Here is an 18,345-nt window from a genome sequence, read left to right as displayed (position 1 = left end):
AGACCGCTCCCGTTACGAGGTAGACCGCTCCCGTTACGAGGTAGACCGCTCCCGTTACGAGGTAGACCGCTCCCGTTACGAGGTAGACCGCTCCCGTAACGAGGTAGACCGCTCCCGTTACGAGTTAGACCGCTACAGTTGCAATATTAATAACTACAGCTTAAGTATGGTTACACTAACTTCAACATTGCTGATGATAACTTAAGCATTCAAAGGTAAGGACGCACAGTTATGCTCTTATACCGCGTGTTGCATTCAAAATTTTTGTATTTTCTTTATTTTGCCAAAAGCCGGAATATTGCGCGGCAAAGTTGTATACAATCTCAGCAATAACCTGATAATAGACCTCTTGCACTCATTCGTTTTTAGACTGTCGATATGAGCTTTTTTCTACCCCTTTCACGGCAGGTGCTACAACGGGGGGAACCCCCGCAACGCACTGCCTCCCCTTTCCCCTTTCCCCTTTCCCCTACTTCTGCAAGAAGTCTAATGACCCAGTTATGCCACCAGATTACTCCGGTCAAAATCTCCGAAAAAGAAAAGGGCGAATATAATTCGCTACTACACAGGCAAAGTCCGCCTGCGCGGACTAACACAAAATCAAGGCTTTCCAACCCACGGAGGTGGGTTTTGTTTGTGTAGCCGCGATTTCTAATCGCTTTTCAAACTCTTTTGTTTCAATTTCTGAAACAAGCCTGACAAAAGCTGTAGAGACAAGTTAGGTTAACTGTTAAACCGCACCCTTTGCAGCTATGGTAAAAGAACTGGCAATTCGCACCTGTGGACTGACTAAGCAATTCGATCGCCACGTTGCGGTTAATGATGTTGATTTGGAGATCCAAGCGGGTGAGGTTTACGGACTGATTGGTCCGAATGGCGCGGGTAAAACAACTCTCATGCGGATGTTGGCAACTGCTGAGGAACCGACTACGGGTGAGATTTATATTAATGGCGATCGCCTTCTACGCGACAAAACTAATCCGACTCTCAAGCGTCGTCTCGGCTACTTACCCGATGACTATCCGCTTTATGAGGATCTCACAGTTTGGGATTATCTTGATTATTTTGCGCGTTTGTATCGCTTGCGAGAACCGCGCCGCACTCAACGTTTACATGAAGTTTTAGAATTAATACAACTTGGCAATAAACGCCACAGTCAGATTTCTACTTTATCGCGGGGGATGAAACAACGCCTCAGTTTGGCGCGAACAATTATCCACGAACCAATTTTACTACTACTAGATGAGCCGGTTTCCGGGCTTGACCCCATTGCTAGAATGCAGTTTCGCGAAATTATTAAAGCGTTGCAAGAAGCTGGGATGACAATATTAATTTCTTCGCACGTTCTCAGCGATTTAGCGGAACTGTGTACTTCAGTGGGAATTATGGAACTTGGCTTTTTGGTAGAAAGTGCTTCACTAAAACAACTTTATCAGCGTCTTTCTCGCCAGCAAATTTTATTATCGACTTTGGGAAATTTAGAACCACTTTTAAGCGAGTTGAAAAATCATTGTCTAGTGGAAGAGTGGGAAGTTATGCCAGATAAACAGGGTGTGCGCGTCTATTTTTCGGGAAGTCAAGAAGATAGTGCAAATTTGTTGCGATCGCTCATCCAAGCTAACATTCCTCTGAGCGAATTTCATTGCACTCAAGAAGACCTAGAAACAATTTTCCTCAAACTCGGTCATAAACAAGCATCTTAGGATTTTGGATTTTGGATTTTGGATTTTGCGAAAAGTTTGAGCGGAGGTTTCCTCCGATCAAAGCGCATTCTCGACGGATGCGTGGATTTTTAATTGCCGTCAGTCAATTTAAATTTTTGGAGATTTGTGAGTATGATGCTCAACTTAATAGATAAAATCGGCGATTGGAATCCGCAATTGTTGCGCGAACTCAAAGGTCGATTGAAAATTTTGCCTGTAGCGATCGCCTTGATTATTTCGCTACTTGGGCAACTGGTATTATTTTTGTTTCAATTAAAAGATTTTCCCGGCGAAAATTACTCTATAGTCGGTCAATACTGTCGCCTAAGTAAATCTTATCTTCAGCAACAAGAGACACTTTATCGACAAAGCAGCACACTTAATACAGCAATATCTAGTTTAAAAAGAAATAAAGGATTTGATAAAGCATCGCTTCTAGATTTGCAAACAGAACTCAAATCGACAAATGTAAAACTTCAAGCTTTAAGTAAATACATTTCCGAGAATTTTTGCCCAACGAATCAATTAGATATGCAATCGTGGTGGCAAGACCACTGGGAATACATATTTCTCTCATTGAGCGTGATTTTTATCTTCACACTATTAGTAGCAGGAACTTATTTACTAATAAATAATTTAGCTAATGAAGAACGTCGCGGCACACTTAATTTTATTCGCCTCAGTCCCCAGTCAGAAGTAAAGATTTTGACTGGTAAGCTGTTAGGAGTGCCAATTTTAGTTTATCTTGTAACTTTAGTAGCAGTGCCTTTACATTTGTATGCTGGACGTTCTGCTAATATCGCTTTAAGTTACATTTTTAGTTTTTACGCAGTTCTTGCTGCTAGCTGTATTTTCTTTTATAGTGCAGCGCTACTTTTTGGTTTAGTTTGTCGTTGGTTTAATAGTTTTCAACCTTGGTTAGGTAGTGGTTCGATTCTAGTATTCTTAATTATGACGATGATGATGGTATCGTCTTCTGGAGGAAACTTTAACAATTCAACGGCTTGGTTTAGATTATTTAGTCCCTTCGATATCACAAATTATCTGTTTCCCAATTTGTTTCACTTATACAATGGTTCACCGCTGAAACAATTGCAGTTTTTCTATTTACCGATTGGAACAAATGTTAGTAGTATTGTTGGATTCCATTTATTGAGTTATGGCTTGTGTACGTTTGGTATTTGGCAAGCATTGAAACGTTGTTTTCGTAACCCGAATACCGCTGTTATCAGCAAGCTTCAAAGTTATTTGGTGGTAGCTGGTTTGCAAGTGATGATGTGGGGATTCACTTTGCACTATGTAAAAAATTATTGCCCACCTACTCTGGTTAAGCAACCTTCTACTTGCTTGTACGATGTGAATTCTCAAATTGGCGAGAATTTCATTTTGCTAGCATTTTGTAACTCAGTACTGCTTCTTGGTTTAATTGCAATTCTCTCACCTCACCGTCAAGCTGTACAAGATTGGGCAAGATATAAACATCAGGGTATTTGGAATAAGTCTTTGCTAAAAGATTTGATTTTCGGTGAAAAGAGTATTGCACTGGTAGCAATGGCAATTAATTTGGCGATCGCTATTATCCCATTAATAGTTTGGATTGCAGTTGCGCCTATTTTAAATGTTCACCATAACCGCAATTTACTTGGGTTTGGAAACAATGTTCACAGAATTCATGTAATTTTTGCTTTAGCCTTATTCATCACCTTCATGATGATTTACGCTACCATAGCTCAACTGATGTTGATGATGAAAACTTCCAAGCGTTCTTTGTGGGCAATTGGTACTGTAGCTGCGGTAATGTTTCTACCACCGATGATTCTCCAATTCCTCACCATTTCTCCCTCGAAAAATGCTACCCTCTGGCTATTTTCCAGCTTTCCTTGGGCAGGTGTAGAATATGCTTCTACAACAACAATTTTTCTGGCACTCTTGACTGAGTTTAGCGTTTTAGCATTGTTAAACTTTCAATTGACAAAGCGGGTAAAGTTAGCAGGGGAATCTGCTACTAAAGCATTGTTAAGTTGAAGTTAATTGTAGTAAGCGCTTCAGCGCTAAAGCACTTACTACTTTTCTATCAACGTTTAGGACGTGTAACTCATATCCCTAACTAGTAATTATGGAGATTTTTGCGATGATGCAAAATTTTGTAGACCGTTTAGGAAACTGGAATCCGCAATTATTGCGAGAAATCAAAGGTCGTATTAAACCGCGCAATATTCTACTGACAATTTTTATTTCTCTGTTAAGTCAATTTTTACTACTTCTATATTTCCAAACCCAGGTAATAACTGAAAATACAGCAAATGCAATTCAAACTATTACCAACAAATATTGTACTGGAGAAAATACTTATATAAATGCGGCAACGCGGGTATGTTTCCAAGATAAATTGGGTAATATTATCATCAATTGGGAATTGTGGTATAGAAACATATTTACATGGTTGAGTATTATTGGCTGCTTCGCTATTTTAGTTGCCGGAACTTATCTAATCATCAGTGATTTAGCTAATGAAGAACGTCGTGAAACACTGAATTTTATTCGCCTTAGTCCTCAGTCACCCCAAAGCATCTTATTAGGTAAAATGCTAGGTGTGCCTATCCTGCTATATCTTGCAGTATTCCTAGCAATTCCTTTGCATTTATGGTCGGGTTTAGCTGCAAACATTCCGTTGATTGAAATTTTCAGTTTTTATGCAGTTATTGTAGGAGCTTGCATTTTATACTATAGTGGTGCATTGTTATTTGGCTTAGTTGGTTCTTGGTTAAGCGGTTTTCAAGCGTGGTTGGGTAGCGGTGCAGTTTTGGGTTTTCTCATATTAACTAAGCCAGGAATCTTTTCTCAAGTACAACAATCTGAACATCCATTTGTTGTCTTGAAGTTAATTAACCCAGTTTACTTTATTCCGCATTATTCGGTTGATTCTTCTTTTAAATCTGTTGCTTCAGAATTAGCAAACCTGCATTGGTATAACATACCGTTGGGAGCTAGTTTTGTAACTACGGTTGGCTTTGTTTTGTTGATTTACGCGATGGCAACTTGGTTTATTTGGCAGTCTTTGCAGCGTTGCTTTCGTGACCCCAATGCCACAATGTTGAGTAAACAGCAGAGTTATTTGCTAACGTCTTGCTTTGCTTTTTTCACAATAGGATGGGCTAATTGGCAAGGATTATTTGCGAAAACTAACACTTCTTATACGTATGGAAATATCGGGAGTCTCTTCTTTTTGAATTTGTGGCTGTTTTTATATCTCATTGCTGCTATTAATCCTCATCGTCAAAGTCTATATGATTGGGCACGTTACCGACATATTTATAGTTTCAAGGAATTTGGAAATAGCAAGTTAATTAAGGATTTAATTTGGAGTGAAAAAAGTCCGGGTTTAGTAGCGATCGCACTCAATGCAATAATCGCCATTACTGCTTTAAGTCTATTTATTTTACTTTCCGGTATCGGATTTGATAGCGCAATATCAGCCTTTTTATCTCTAATTTTTGCTGGAAATTTAACTATCATCTACGCAGGTTTGGCTCAACTAACGTTGTTGATGAAAACTGAGCAACGTGTGTTATGGGCTACTGGCACGGTGGGTGCGGTAATGATATTACCATTGGTAATTGTAGCTATGCTGTTCTCCAATCCTGGAAATAATACATTTGCGTGGCTGTTTTCAATCGCAGCTCCACTTATTATCTTATATCCCACAGGATACCCAAATTCATTCATATCGGTCTTTCTGGCAGTTATTTGTCAGTGGATGATTATCGGATTGGTAGTATTTTTGCTGATGCGACAGTTAAGAAAAGCTGGGGAGTCTACAAGGCGATCGCACTAACCGTAACTTAAAAGTCAGGCGATCGCTCGATTTTCGACAGAATCAAGTTACAAAGAACAGGGTGTGGGGTGTGGGGAAGGAAAAAGTGGTGTTTACTTTATCATCCATTATCTTAAACACTACACCCTATCCCCCACACCCCTCTTCTTCCCCCCACACCCTACCCCCTACCCCCTACACCCTTTGAATTGACAATTCCCAAAACAGGTGCTGCATCAGACTCGGCAATTTGAGGAAGCAAGAATCCCTTAGCATAAATCTGGGGATTTTTTTGCGAGATTACGGTATACGATTGGCGAATTTGAGCATTTAAGGCAACAGTCTTCACATCATACATCTGTGTAGCCAGCTTGGGGTAGAACCCGATGCCGATAACCAACACCAGAAAACAGGCAGCGATAAACACCTCACGCGGTCTGGCATCCTCATAGACTGCCTCCGTAGGCAAAGCGCAGTCTGTACCAAAGCAAACCGCTCCTTCATCATCCTGATTTTCCGAGCCGGCATTGTCAATGTCGCATGTGAGTGCTGCACCAGAACCGTAAAATACTTGTCGCAGCATCGACAGCAGATAAATCGGTGTGAGGATGATTCCCACCGCAGCTAAGAAAACCGTCACGGTGCAGAAAGTCGAGCTGTAGATGTCGCTGGTCGTGACACCAACAAAGACTGCCAATTCGCTAGCAAAGCCGCTCATACCGGGGAGAGCGAGCGAAGCCATTGCCGCGATTGTAAACAGGGCAAACACTTTCGGCATTACCTGACCAACACCGCCCATTTTATCCATTATCAGGGTGTGGGTGCGATCGTAAGTCACCCCTGCTAAGAAGAACAGCGCTGCTGCGATTAAACCGTGGGAAATCATCTGCAACATCGCACCGCTAACTCCCAAGTCGGTGAAGGACGCAATACCCAGCAGTACAAATCCCATGTGGGAAACTGACGAATAAGCTAGGCGACGCTTCATATTAGACTGAGCAAGAGAGTTCAACCCACCGTAAATAATGTTGACGACACCCATAATTGCCAGCATCGGTGCAAAGTAAATATGTGCATCGCCCAAAAGCTCCAGATTCAGGCGAATCAGTCCATATCCGCCCATCTTCAAAAGCACACCTGCCAAAATCATTGACACGGGAGCAGAAGCTTCACCATGCGCGTCAGGCAGCCAGGTGTGCAGGGGGAAAACAGCCAGCTTGACACCAAATGCAATCAACAATCCCGCATATAGCGGTAGTTCTAGCGCTAGTGGGTAATCCTTCATGGCAAGCTCGACTACATCGAAGGTCATATTGTTACCGTAGACTGCCATTCCTAGCGCTGCAACCAGAATGAAAATAGAAGCTGCTGCGGTATATAGTAAGAATTTTGTCGCCGCGTAGCGACGCTTTTGACCCCCCCAAATCGAGACGAGCAGGTAAACGGGAACTAGTTCGATTTCCCACATAATGAAAAATAGTAGCAAGTCTTGAGCGACGAATACCCCTATCTCTGCGGAATAAAGCACCAGCATCAAGAAATAGAAGAGCCTCGGCTTGATATTAACTTGCCAAGCTGCAAATATCGCCAGCGTCGTCACCAATCCTGCCAGAAGCACGAGGGGGACAGATATTCCATCGACGGAAACTGCCCAGTTAAAATTTAACTGAGGCACCCAAGCATACTTTTCTGCGAGTTGAAAACTAGCGCTGCTGGGATCGTAATGCTTCCAAAAGGCGTAGCACATCAAACCAAAGTCGGCGATCGCCACACCTAAGGCATACAACCGCACAACTTTCCCGTCTTTATCAGGCAGTACGGGGATGAACACAGAACCAATCAGTGGAAGAAGGATTATCGCAGTTAGCCAGGGAAATTGATCCGCTATCATCGTAATGAGCAAAAATACTTATATTGTTAATAAAGTCATCTTACTCGACTTTGTAACGATTTATAAATCAGTATTTATCGCAGATAGCCATCTAGTTGAATCTATAATGCAAAATTTGAGGAAATCTGCAAGTAAAATTAGGCGTAGGCGTAGCCCCTTAAAGTAGACATCGCACTTTTTGCTCTGTGTGCTTACTAGCATTTAAATACAGTAACTAAACAGGTGTTGAGCAATGACTGTGGCAAAACCTCAAGCCGAATCTAAGCGCAAAGTGCTACTGTATCCTGGTGAAGATAATTATTTTGTCGTAGAAGTACCAAGTTTACCAGGTTGCATCAGCCAGGGAAAAACTCGTGAAGAGGCTTTGGCGAATATTCAAGAAGCAATCAGTAAAAATTTAATTTTACACTATATCCTTATCCTGTTTAACAACAAGTTAAAGACTATAGGTTGAGTTGAACGAAGTGAAATATAACAATAAACTTGGCTAACTAAAAGTCTAATATTTACTTAATAACACTCTTCAAATCTTTATCAGCAGGACGTTTCTCAAACTGTTGATGATTATAAATCCACACAAGTTTGATTACACAGTCACTTGTATTGACCAAATACATTAATCTGATTTGTCGGGAAGCTCCTCTACCAACCTTCAATTCCAGTTTGTGAAACGTCCAACCTTCAGGTAACTGAATCTTTCCGGGTAAAGGTTCGTTACGTGAATTTATCGGATACTGATCTTCAATCAAATTTTCCTAAACTTCCGCAACACGCTCAACAAAATCATTCCCAAGGGCTTTAGCAAGCTTTTTAAAAGAACGTTTAAAATTGTCAGATTCTTCAATTAACAAGGGAGTTGAGCCAGTCACGCACTTCTTTTTTACCAACACGGGTTGAAGATTCCGAATTCAAAGCATTCTTTAAAACTTCAGACATCACGCTTTCATAAGCGGGATTTTCACGTTCTATAGCTTCAAGCTTTTGATGACCGAGTGCTTTCATATCCTTAAGAAGAATTGGTTCTGTGGAACTTGCTTGAGACGGTAATCCTTTACGGGCTTTCTTCCAAGGAAACTCTAAGTGAGTCATATCACTAAGTAAATACGCATGGTAGCTGCCGAAATATTCCCAAATTTCTTCTAAAAGCTTCTTCTTATCATCAGCAACCTGCAACAAAAATTCTTTGCTAGGGATAGGTAATTGCTTCGCTTCAAATTCACTATAAAACCTGTAGGCAGGAGGACACACAGGACCATATCGCCATGCTTGAATTTCTTCATCAAACAATGGCTCATCGTACAACGCTAAATGTAAACTTTGTGAGTAATATAGAAGCTTTTGAACCTTCATATTGGTCATTTCAGCTTCCATACCGTCTTCATAAGCTCTGATAATAAAGTAGCGAGCTGCGTTGAGACAATCAATCATACTCAGACCCGCAAATCAAAATAGACTGTTTAGATAGTAAATCTCAAAGGAATTACACACATACTTATTATAAAATAAAATGAGCTTAATAGTATTTTTGTACGAAAGTGACATTTTACCTTCACTTTCGCTGATAAATAAATGGTAGGTTACAACTTAACGCAGCCCACCCGACAAAACTGACTCACAACTCAACACGACGGGGGTGACACTGTGCTGTGAAGATACAGTTGAGGTCGTGCGATCGCAAATAAGCATAACGATTGTTCACTTCGATTGATCAATCGACTTTGCCTGACTTGTTAACGAATAACCTACGATAGCGATCGCAATAGTAATCACACCAAGCGCGACATTCGGATAAATCGTGATTCCACCTAACTCAGGTTCACGAATACTACCAAAAACTGGATCGTTAAGAAACCCGTAAGAAGTTCCCGGCAAGAATCCGGCAGCAATTAGCCCAATCCAAAAGGCAGAACCGAGAAATGCAGCAAGACCCATCGAAAAGCGATCGCTTACCGGACGAACTAGCAAAATCGCCAAAGCAGCAAGTCCCAACGAAGCACCCGCAAAAAACGACATAGCGCAATGCAGTTTTGCATGAGGTAGCCATGCAGGGTTATTCATATGAGCGTTTGCTAGTAAAACTGCATCCACAGCGATGGGAATGATAATTGTTGAAAGCGCAGCAGCTCCAAGCAGCCATTTGGCGAGTTGTTCTCGATGCATGTTGATTTCCTCAAACTTCGCTACCCGACACATCAACAACTATCTCACAATTCAACAACAAAACTTTCCCGTCGATGAAAATCAGCTTCCTCACCACAATGAGTTAATGCCCAATAGCTAAGATTACCATCTTTCGATTTAATCACAGTAGTAATTCCAACTTCTAAAGATTGTTCTGCCAAGATAAACTTATTTAAATCAACTTCTAAATCAACCAACAAAGCATCTGATTTCTGCTGAACGCTAAAAGGTAGCGATGTAACAGCCATTTCCTCTTGTAACCCTTGCCGATAATTATCTAAGTGAAAGACATTCCAATGTCCTGCTGGTGATAGATTAAACTCCCAATAATCAGGAGAATTCTTAATTCCAACGAAGAACTCGAAACACGTTTCTTCCCAAAGATCGTATTTGCGCTTTAACAAGTCAGCTGGTGTGGGAATTTCGACTTTTGTCAAATCGCCAAGCAGTGCATAAGAAATAGTTAATTTCTTGCCGTTTCGAGCGATACTGCCTGTAATCTTTAAATCAGACAGCGAGCTTGTTAAATTAAATGGCTGCAAAGAAAAATTTTGCTCGTTCATCGCATTTGCTGAATGATAGCGCGGATAGCGGTTTCTTGAGATTCGATACTTTCGGTGAGCTTGAATTGCACGATCGCTCTATTGAGATTATGTTCTGGGTACTTAATCTTAAAATAGACATTACCCGCTAAATAATCAGTAAAAAATCGCAATCCCAACTCAAAGGCAATCAAGCGGATTGCATCGTACATATATTCATAGTCGCTTATAGTGAGGAAATCTCTCGCTACTGAGAGATAACCTTGCAAAACAGACTGACAAATATCGGTGTCAAAGCGCACCATATCCCACTGGTCTGTTTCTTCTCCCAAAAAATTGCAGCTTGAGCGCAGGCAGTCCCCGATATCATAATGAACCAAGCCTGGTTTAACGGTGTCCAGGTCAATAATACTGATACCATGCCCGGTTGTGGTGTCTATCATGACATTATTTACCTTGGGGTCGCCGTGAATTGGGCGCTTTATCAGTTGTCCTTGTGCTTGGGCATTTTCTAAAACGTGTGCCCAAGAAGAGCGATCGCTTACAAATTGCAAACAATACTTGACTTCCGCAGATTGGCTGACACTACTTTGTAAAGACGCGACCGATCGCGTCTCTACATACTGCTGGAGGTAGCGCGGTGTAATATGAAATCCTGGAAGGGTGTCAGCGAGTTTTTCGGTAGGCAAATCGCTGATTAGGTTATGGAACATACCTAGCGCATAGCCAACTTCGCGAGCGTGATTGCTATCTTTAATTGTGTCAAAAGACTCCGCAGCCTCAATAAAGCTGATTGCCCGCCAGAATGACCCATCAGCATCAATAAAGTGATTTTGGGCATTTTGTGTCAAAAGTACACGCGGTACTTCCCAGCGGCGATTTTGGGGGTTATTTTGCAGGCGATAAGCGGAGCTTAAAGCCTTCGGCTTATCGCGCACATGAAGAGTAAACACACTCATGTTCTGCATCACCAGTTTTGGTTGACGAAACACCTGCGTGTTGATGCGTTGCAGGATAAAATGCTTTTCTTCTAGGGAATCCAGAGTTACAAGGAAAGTGCTATTAATATTGCCATTCCCAAATTCCTGGATGTCAATAACCTTACCTTGTGGCTTAAATTGGTCTGCAATGTCAATCAGATTATTCAAAATTTTGCCTTATATTTTGCTTTTATTGCAGCTTACCTGAGAATGCATGTTATTATCGCGTACCTTTGTCGTATACCACAAAAAGTTTAGTGCGATCGCCAACAGCATCAGCGATTTCCTAGATTCGGTAAAAATTCATCCTATTTCAGTTTTTCTAGATGCACTAACTACATCAACATGATTGGAAATCATCCGAGTTTTTACGGATTGTTCTTTTGACGAATGTAAATAGCTAGTAGTAAATTAGCCAAGAGAAGATACGCTTGTGATTTCTACTCCGGCATCAGTATTCAAACTACTTTCTTCCTTATTCGTCGCGATTCCCCTTGCTGTTATTTGTGTTGACTGTAGCAATAATGAAGTTCACAAAGCGCAAGCTATTCCCAGAATTAATGAGAATATCCGATACCCTCAAAGCGCGGCAGTAATCGATGTCACATCGCCTGAGTATAAAGCCGTACCCAACGATGGTAAGGATGATACTGCGGCTATCCAAAAGGCGTTGAGTCAGTTTCCCAATCAGGGACGAGTTATCTACTTACCCAATGGGGTGTATAACATTTCTGATAGCTTGCATTGGGCTAACGGAGTTCCTTTCCGTTCTGACTACAAACGTATTGTGCTGCAAGGGCAAAGTCGAGATGGTGTTGTTATACAACTAAACGATAGTTCCCCAAAGTTCCAAAACCCAGACAAGCCTCGACCTGTTATTTCTACAGGGTTTAACCCAGATTTAGATCCAAACTCTAAAGAGTTTAAAGCAAGTAAGGTAGCTCAACGCTTTAGCAATTCTGTCAGAAATCTCACTATCAATATAGGCAAAAATAATCCAGGAGCGGAAGGACTCAATTTTGTTGCCAACAATCAAGGTGCAGTAAGAAGCGTTAAAATTATCTCTTCTGATAATCAAGGTACAACTGGTTTAGCACTGACTCATGGTGAGGTCGGTCCGTTGCTAGTTGAGGATGTTGAAATAATTGGATTTGATGAGGGGATAAGCACTAACAACGGTATAAACGGTTTATCAATGCAGAATATTACTGTCCGCGATCAGAAGCGAGCAGGTTTCTACAATCGCGGACAAGTAGTTAGTCTGGAGGGGTTTAATAGTGTGAATTCTGTAGCTGCAATTGTTAATGGTAGTAATCCTCATACCGGTAACGATCGCGGAAGTACTTTGACGCTAATGAATGCCAAGCTTATCGGTAGCGGTGGTGCAAGTAATAAACCGGCAATTTCTTCTATAGGATTTATCTATGCGAGAAACGTAGTATCTTCTGGTTACAGGAACGTTCTTTCAAATAATACTAATGCAAAAAAGGCGGCAAAAAGCGTGAAAGGAAATGCAATTGATGAATTTGCTTCCCACCCTATCCTTTCTAAATTTCCTTCGCCATCGCGATCGCTTCAACTGACAATTAAACAATTTCCTAAGCTAGAGTGGGACGATCCAAAAACATGGGTAAGCGTCGAGCAGTTTGGCGCGATCGCAACTGATAAAAAGGATGATACAGCAGCTTTTCAAGCAGCGATTGATTCTGGTGCCACGACAGTAGTAGTGCCAAAACCAGGAATTTTTACAATCAATGGTTCTCTCAAACTTAGAGGAAATGTGCGAAGATTTCTGGGAACTGAAGGAGTGCTAAACGGTTCTGGAGAGATAGTTGCATCGGACGGCAGTCAACCAACTCTCATCATTGAAAACTTCTTCGTCGCATATAAATCTAAGTTGAAATGGAAGAACGTTGCTAATCGAACCATTGTTTACCGTAGCATCTTGGGTCTTGACCTCGAAAGCCAAGGAAGCGGAGATTTATTCATTGATGATGCTGCAATGCATACAATTAGATTACTCAACCCTGCTCAACATATTTGGGCACGTCAGCTTAATCCTGAAGGAAGTGTAGAAACTGCTGTAGTCAATCGCGGCGCCAAGCTGTGGATTCTTGGTTTGAAGACAGAAGGAAGTAAAACAAAAATTGAGACTACAGATAATGGTTTTACTGAAGTTCTCGGTGGGCTAATTTATGCAACTAATAAACAAGCACCTTCAGATCCACTATTCCGCATCATCAATGCTTCTTGTTCTTTTGTTGGTGTTACTGAGGCATATTTCGATAAAGACACCTATCAAATTTGGGTTGAGGAAACACGCGGAAACGAGACAAAAAAGCTCATGCGCCGTGAGATTCCTGGCAGAAGAACTGCGAATGGACAAGCTTTAGTATTGTATACAGGTTTTAAAAAATGACCAAATAATTAATAAGATCGTAATTCATAATTCATAACACTGCTTCTGGCAAGAGTGATTTATCAATGGAGACATAAAAGTATCGTTTCTTCAATATTTTAAAGCCCACGCATTTATAAACCACTGCGGTGAGGCAGTACGGTCTTGGGGTTTCCCCAAGTGGAGTAACTGCCGAACCCGTAAGGGTCATGAGGGTTTCCCTCATAAAGCATGTGGCGTGCGTGGGGTAATAATTTCAATCAGTGTCAGCTTTAACTCTCCACTTAAAAAGTTTGAGCTTCATAAAAATTCGGGTTTCATTTACCCATTTTTTTAATTATGAATTATGAATTATGAATTATGAATTATCAAGTTTTTTCATTAATGTCGTCATTGTTACTTGAAATCCGCTGTTGATACTCTTGCTCAGTCATTATATCGAAAGTACTCTCTACCCTATCTAAAAAAACAATTCCCTCCAAGTGGTCGTACTCATGTTGAAAAATTCGCGCTACAAAATCAGTAAAATCTTGTTTTTGTAACTTGCCATCGCGGTCAGTATATTCTACTTCTATCGCCTGATATCTGGGAACTAATCCTCTAATTCCAGGAATACTTAAACAACCTTCCCAACCTTTGACAATTTCATTTGAATGTGCGGTTATTTGGGGATTTATCATAGCTGTTGGTTGCATCTTTGGGGCGTTAGGATACCGGGGATTGGGACGCGACGCAACGATAAATAAACGCTTTTGTTCTGCAACTTGAGGCGCGGCAATTCCCACACCGTTACTATCAGCAACTGTTGCCAATAAATCTTCAATTAGTTTTTCTATCTGCTCGGATTGGATATTTTCAATTACCGCAGCTTTGGAGCGCAGTATCGGATTGCCTAATTGAATAATTTTTCGTAGTTCACCCATAATATAACTCTTTTTCTTAGGTAGTAAGGGCTTCAGCCCTTAAGATTGAATATTTGAGCGGTAAACCGCTCACTACGGTTCAGGACAATATTTTACGTTTACTAAGATAGCTAATAGCTATCTTAGTAAAATTAGCTTTCTCGTCGAGCCGGTAGAGGTGCAGGGCTAACTGCGACTTGTTGTCGTTGTCCATTCCGCTCCAATTGTATTTGTAACGGGCTACCTATTTGACTATTTTCTAATATTTTTAGTACCTCTTCATTTTTGGCAACAGATTTGTTATTGATACTGATAATCACATCACCAGCTCTTAATCCGGCTGTCGCGGCTGGCGAACCACGAACAACGCCGCGAATAAATACTCCTTTATTTGCTGTTATTTTCAGCTGACCGTCAGAAGCATTACTGATGACTCTCTTAATTTCTGGGGTCAGCGTTTCCATTGCGACACCTAAATAAGGATGATCCACCCTTCCCTTGGCAATTAATTGCTGGGCAATTCGTTGTGCTGTATTAATGGGGATGGCAAATCCCAACCCTTGAGCGCCACGCAAAATCGCCGTATTCATCCCAATTACTTGACCTTCAGCATTTAGCAGCGGTCCGCCAGAGTTACCAGGGTTAATAGCAGCATCTGTTTGAATGTAATCAACGCGCTTGTCACTAGCGCCGATGTCGCTACCAGAACGACCTGTAGCACTGAGAATGCCAGAGGTTACGGTATTATTTAAACCTAAAGGATTGCCAATAGCAATTACTGCTTCGCCCGGTTGCAATGTCTCGGAGTTACCAAGAGCAATAGTGGGCAGGTTATTTGCGGCAATTTTAATTACTGCAACATCAGTTATCCGGTCTTCGCCCAGCACTTTGCCGTCAAAAGTCCGACCATCTTTCAATGTTACCGTCACCGTGTCAGCACCATCGACCACATGGGCATTAGTCAAAATTTGACCTGCGGAGTTAATGATGAATCCAGAGCCGCTACCTTCTATTGTTTGTCTGGGTTCTGATTGCCGATCTCCGAAAAAGCGGCGGAAAAGTGGATCGTTAAATTCATCTGAACTACGAGAATTTACGACTCTAGTAGAATCAATTCTCACTACCGCTGGTCCGACTTTTTGTACTACTCCCACTACAAAATTAGGATCTCCAGACTTGGCGAGAATTGGTGGTGGGGCAATTACTGGATCGCTTGTGCTTGTGTTTTGGGCTTCTACTTGAGCTTGAGAATCATTTCTTTGACTTTCAATACCAGCACTACCGATAGGTAACGAGCAGCCCCCAAGGAACACCACTGCGCCACTCAGTAGCATTAACATAATACCAGTTGCTGCCCAAGGTTGAGGCAAACTCCTGGTATCAATTTTTTTTTGCTGAAAGTCATGTTTTATCTTCATCTGTCGCGTGTAACTCCTTTATGAGTCAGTGAGTGGTAGGATCTTGCCTACCGGGAACAAGAATAATTACAACTTAAAAGCTTGTTCTAGGTCTAGAGCATCTGAGCAATGCTAAATGGGTGCTTGCTTATATCTTCTATTTTGACGATTAGCAGCAAAGGTGGTATGTAACATGGAAATTCCCATAAAAACTCTGTGGATTCAGGTATTGGAGCGCTTACAGCTAGAATTATCCCGTCCCACCTTTGAAACTTGGATTAAAACTGCTAGTGCAGAGCGATTAGAAAATAATTGCTTGGTGATACTTACTCCTAACCCATTTGCGCGTAATTGGTTACAAAAGTATTACATAAATACAATTGCTCGTGTAGTACAAGACATTCTTGGTCATCCTGTTGAAATTTATTTTACCGTTGCTCAAGGTGATGAAATTTCTTTTTTGAATGAAGGAGAACTGACTCAGGCAGTTCCTATTCCAAATAATATTTTAGAAAATGCTTCTAAAAGCAAAACGATAACTAGTGAATTAAATTATAAATATGTATTTTCGCGCTTTGTAGTCGGTGCAAATAATCGGATGGCTCACGCGGCTTCATTAGCTGTTGCTGAATCTCCGGGAAGAGAGTTTAATCCTTTATTTTTATGCGGTGGTGTCGGATTGGGAAAAACCCACTTAATGCAGGCTATTGGACACTATCGCCGAGAAAATTATTCTGATTCTAAAATATTTTATGTTTCTTGCGAGCAGTTTACTAATGATTTAATTACTGCCATCCGTAATGATAACAGACAAGGTTTTCGAGAGCATTATCGAGCGGCTGATGTACTGTTAGTAGATGATATTCAATTTATTGAGGGTAAGGAGTCTACGCAAGAAGAATTTTTTCACACTTTTAATACTTTATATGAAGCTGGCAAGCAAGTTATTATAGCTTCCGACCGTCCCCCCAACCAAATTCCGCGCTTACAAGAACGTCTCTGTTCTCGTTTTTCGATGGGTTTAATTGCTGATATCCAAGCACCAGATTTAGAAACGAGAATGGCAATTTTGCAAAAAAAAGCGGAATACGAAAATATTATCTTGCCTAAAGATGTAATTGAATATATAGCTTTAAATTACACTTCTAATATTCGCGAGTTAGAAGGAGCGTTAATTCGGGCAGTGGCGTATATTTCGATTTGGGGTTTAGCCATGACTGTGGAAAATCTCGTACCAGTTTTACAACCAAAAACTGAAAAGTTGCCAGCCACTCCAGAAGCAATTTTATCGGTAGTAGCTGATGCTTTGAATGTCTCAATTGAAGACTTAAAAAGCAACTCGCGACGACGGGAAATAAGCTGGGCACGTCAAATTGGTATGTATTTAATGCGGCAGCACACAGATTTGAGTTTGCCGAGAATTGGAGAAGTTTTTGGGGGGAAAGACCACACAACGGTGATTTATAGTTGCGATAAAATAACCCAGCTACAAGAAAGCGATCGCACTTTGGTACAAACCTTACGTCAATTAAGCGATCGCATTAATATGACTAGTTCCCAAAAATAAACTTCAACTATCTGCCAAATTTTCTTGAGTATAATTACTCTGTGGAAAAACTATCGGGTTTTTCCACAACTTTTTCCACAGGTAATGGCTTGTGGAATTATCAGTGGAACAGAACTATCGAAACTTTTCCACATTTTCCACAGCCATTATTAAGAAATGTAATACGAATTCGCTCTCAGGCTACAAGCAATTATGCTAAATTAACTTCTGAAGCTCTCTAGATGATTCTCTGGCTACTTCTAGATATAAATTACTCTTTTTCCTGCTCAGTGATGGCATTTCTTGCCAGCATGTTCGGCAGAACCAGTAAACTTCATTCTTGCGAATATGAGCCAAAAGTCGGTGGGAGCAGCAAGGGCAAGTATTCATTGGTTTTTAAAGTTATGAGAAGGCAATACTAAAAGAAAGATTGTATAGTTCGTGACAAATATATTGCACAAAACTATCTAAATCATGCTATTTTTGCGGAAAAATACCCTCAGCGGTAGTACAGAAAATAAAAATAAAGTTCACTTCATAAACTTGATGTTTTCAGTATTACTACGTAATTATTTCGATTTGTTTTAATTTTTTCTGACAAATAATATTGTGTCCGTTTAATTAACAGTAAAGACGTTCCGCCGGAACGTCTCTACAGTACAATATGTGTGATTTGCCGGACATGGTATGATGCCTGCTGTGTTTGCAATTATTTACAAAAAATTATATTGTTCCCAATAAGGGCAATACCTTCTTCTTCAACAAGTTAATTAAGTAAGTCGGCGAGAAATATTCAATGTATGTAAACAAATGTAAAATGACTGTAGACTGTAGGGTGCGTAGTGCAAGAGCGCAACGCACCTTGCACAGTCGTTGGTGCGGAGCGCTAAAAGGATAACGCAACGCCAGATGCTACAACGTTCGTGACCTCCCTTCTCCTTCACCAGACGCTCCGCGAACGCTCCTCGCCACTACGAATAGACGGTACAGG

The 18,345-nt window shown here is 41.0% G+C and carries 16 protein-coding genes; 8 read left to right on the top strand and 8 right to left on the bottom strand.

The features are described from left to right. From PI95_RS30585 to PI95_RS30570, 4 genes are all read left to right on the top strand, one after another. Nucleotides 1–205 (top strand): hypothetical protein (locus tag PI95_RS30585; RefSeq protein ID WP_163519337.1); only part of this gene is annotated, 205 nt, incomplete at its 5' end. A 547-nt stretch (nt 206–752) separates the two neighbouring features. Then, nucleotides 753–1,703: an ABC transporter ATP-binding protein gene (locus tag PI95_RS30580; protein WP_039737621.1), complete on the top strand. Its 951-nt coding sequence runs from the start codon at nt 753–755 to the stop codon at nt 1,701–1,703. Between the two features lie 132 nt (nt 1,704–1,835). Further along, nucleotides 1,836–3,728: an ABC transporter permease subunit gene (locus tag PI95_RS30575; RefSeq protein WP_039737618.1), complete on the top strand. Its 1,893-nt coding sequence runs from the start codon at nt 1,836–1,838 to the stop codon at nt 3,726–3,728. 106 nt (nt 3,729–3,834) lie between these two features. Next, nucleotides 3,835–5,538 carry a hypothetical protein gene (locus PI95_RS30570; RefSeq protein WP_039738278.1) on the top strand — a complete coding sequence of 568 codons (1,704 nt, stop codon included), beginning with the start codon at nt 3,835–3,837 and terminating at the stop codon, nt 5,536–5,538. A 160-nt stretch (nt 5,539–5,698) separates the two neighbouring features. Here PI95_RS30570 and PI95_RS30565 read toward each other — a convergent pair whose 3' ends face one another. Beyond that, a complete protein-coding gene (locus PI95_RS30565) occupies nt 5,699–7,408 on the bottom strand; it encodes an NAD(P)H-quinone oxidoreductase subunit 4 (RefSeq protein ID WP_039737616.1) in 1,710 nt (569 codons plus the stop codon). 232 nt (nt 7,409–7,640) lie between these two features. Between PI95_RS30565 and PI95_RS30560 the strand changes: the two genes are divergently transcribed. Next, a complete protein-coding gene (locus tag PI95_RS30560; RefSeq protein WP_039737614.1) occupies nt 7,641–7,862 on the top strand; it encodes a type II toxin-antitoxin system HicB family antitoxin in 222 nt (73 codons plus the stop codon). Between the two features lie 52 nt (nt 7,863–7,914). Here the strand turns inward: PI95_RS30560 and PI95_RS30555 are convergent, their stop codons facing one another. The 5 genes from PI95_RS30555 to PI95_RS30535 all read right to left on the bottom strand — a co-directional run bounded on the left by PI95_RS30555 (nt 7,915) and on the right by PI95_RS30535 (nt 11,279). After that, entirely contained in the window at nt 7,915–8,157 is a 243-nt protein-coding gene (locus PI95_RS30555) for a hypothetical protein (protein WP_236117262.1), read from the bottom strand. A gap of 91 nt (nt 8,158–8,248) precedes the next feature. Further along, nucleotides 8,249–8,836 carry a Panacea domain-containing protein gene (locus PI95_RS30550; RefSeq protein WP_039737612.1) on the bottom strand — a complete coding sequence of 196 codons (588 nt, stop codon included), beginning with the start codon at nt 8,834–8,836 and terminating at the stop codon, nt 8,249–8,251. 267 nt (nt 8,837–9,103) lie between these two features. Beyond that, the gene (locus tag PI95_RS30545; protein WP_163519336.1) at nt 9,104–9,568 is read right to left on the bottom strand and encodes a hypothetical protein; all 465 of its coding nucleotides are present in this window, start codon (nt 9,566–9,568) and stop codon (nt 9,104–9,106) included. A gap of 44 nt (nt 9,569–9,612) precedes the next feature. Beyond that, nucleotides 9,613–10,152 (bottom strand): DOMON-like domain-containing protein, encoded by a 540-nt coding sequence (locus PI95_RS30540; RefSeq protein ID WP_039737610.1) that lies wholly within the window; start codon nt 10,150–10,152, stop codon nt 9,613–9,615. After that, nucleotides 10,149–11,279 carry a phosphotransferase enzyme family protein gene (locus PI95_RS30535; RefSeq protein WP_039737608.1) on the bottom strand — a complete coding sequence of 377 codons (1,131 nt, stop codon included), beginning with the start codon at nt 11,277–11,279 and terminating at the stop codon, nt 10,149–10,151. Before PI95_RS30535 ends, PI95_RS30540 begins: the two co-directional genes overlap by 4 nt. Nucleotides 11,280–11,325: 46 nt before the next feature. Here PI95_RS30535 and PI95_RS37070 point away from each other — a divergent pair, with 46 nt between their 5' ends. Together PI95_RS37070 and PI95_RS30530 are read left to right on the top strand one after the other, a co-directional pair. Further along, nucleotides 11,326–11,460 (top strand): hypothetical protein, encoded by a 135-nt coding sequence (locus PI95_RS37070; protein ID WP_268896847.1) that lies wholly within the window; start codon nt 11,326–11,328, stop codon nt 11,458–11,460. An 84-nt stretch (nt 11,461–11,544) separates the two neighbouring features. Continuing rightward, nucleotides 11,545–13,530 (top strand): glycosyl hydrolase family 28-related protein, encoded by a 1,986-nt coding sequence (locus PI95_RS30530; protein WP_039737606.1) that lies wholly within the window; start codon nt 11,545–11,547, stop codon nt 13,528–13,530. Nucleotides 13,531–13,877: 347 nt separating this feature from the next. Here PI95_RS30530 and def read toward each other — a convergent pair whose 3' ends face one another. Next, nucleotides 13,878–14,432, bottom strand: a complete 555-nt coding sequence (def, locus tag PI95_RS30525; protein ID WP_039737604.1) for a peptide deformylase — start codon at nt 14,430–14,432, stop codon at nt 13,878–13,880. Nucleotides 14,433–14,563: 131 nt separating this feature from the next. Further along, nucleotides 14,564–15,829 (bottom strand): HhoA/HhoB/HtrA family serine endopeptidase, encoded by a 1,266-nt coding sequence (locus PI95_RS30520; RefSeq protein WP_163519335.1) that lies wholly within the window; start codon nt 15,827–15,829, stop codon nt 14,564–14,566. Between the two features lie 172 nt (nt 15,830–16,001). Here PI95_RS30520 and dnaA point away from each other — a divergent pair, with 172 nt between their 5' ends. Further along, the gene (dnaA, locus tag PI95_RS30515) at nt 16,002–17,375 is read left to right on the top strand and encodes a chromosomal replication initiator protein DnaA (RefSeq protein ID WP_039737602.1); all 1,374 of its coding nucleotides are present in this window, start codon (nt 16,002–16,004) and stop codon (nt 17,373–17,375) included. Nucleotides 17,376–18,345: the final 970 nt, after the last annotated feature.

It is taken from the genome of Hassallia byssoidea VB512170 (genome assembly GCF_000817785.2).
GTDB lineage: Bacteria > Cyanobacteriota > Cyanobacteriia > Cyanobacteriales > Nostocaceae > Hassallia > Hassallia carrinoi.
Note: the sequence above shows the minus strand (reverse complement) of the source record. Positions and strands in the feature narration are given on the sequence as shown.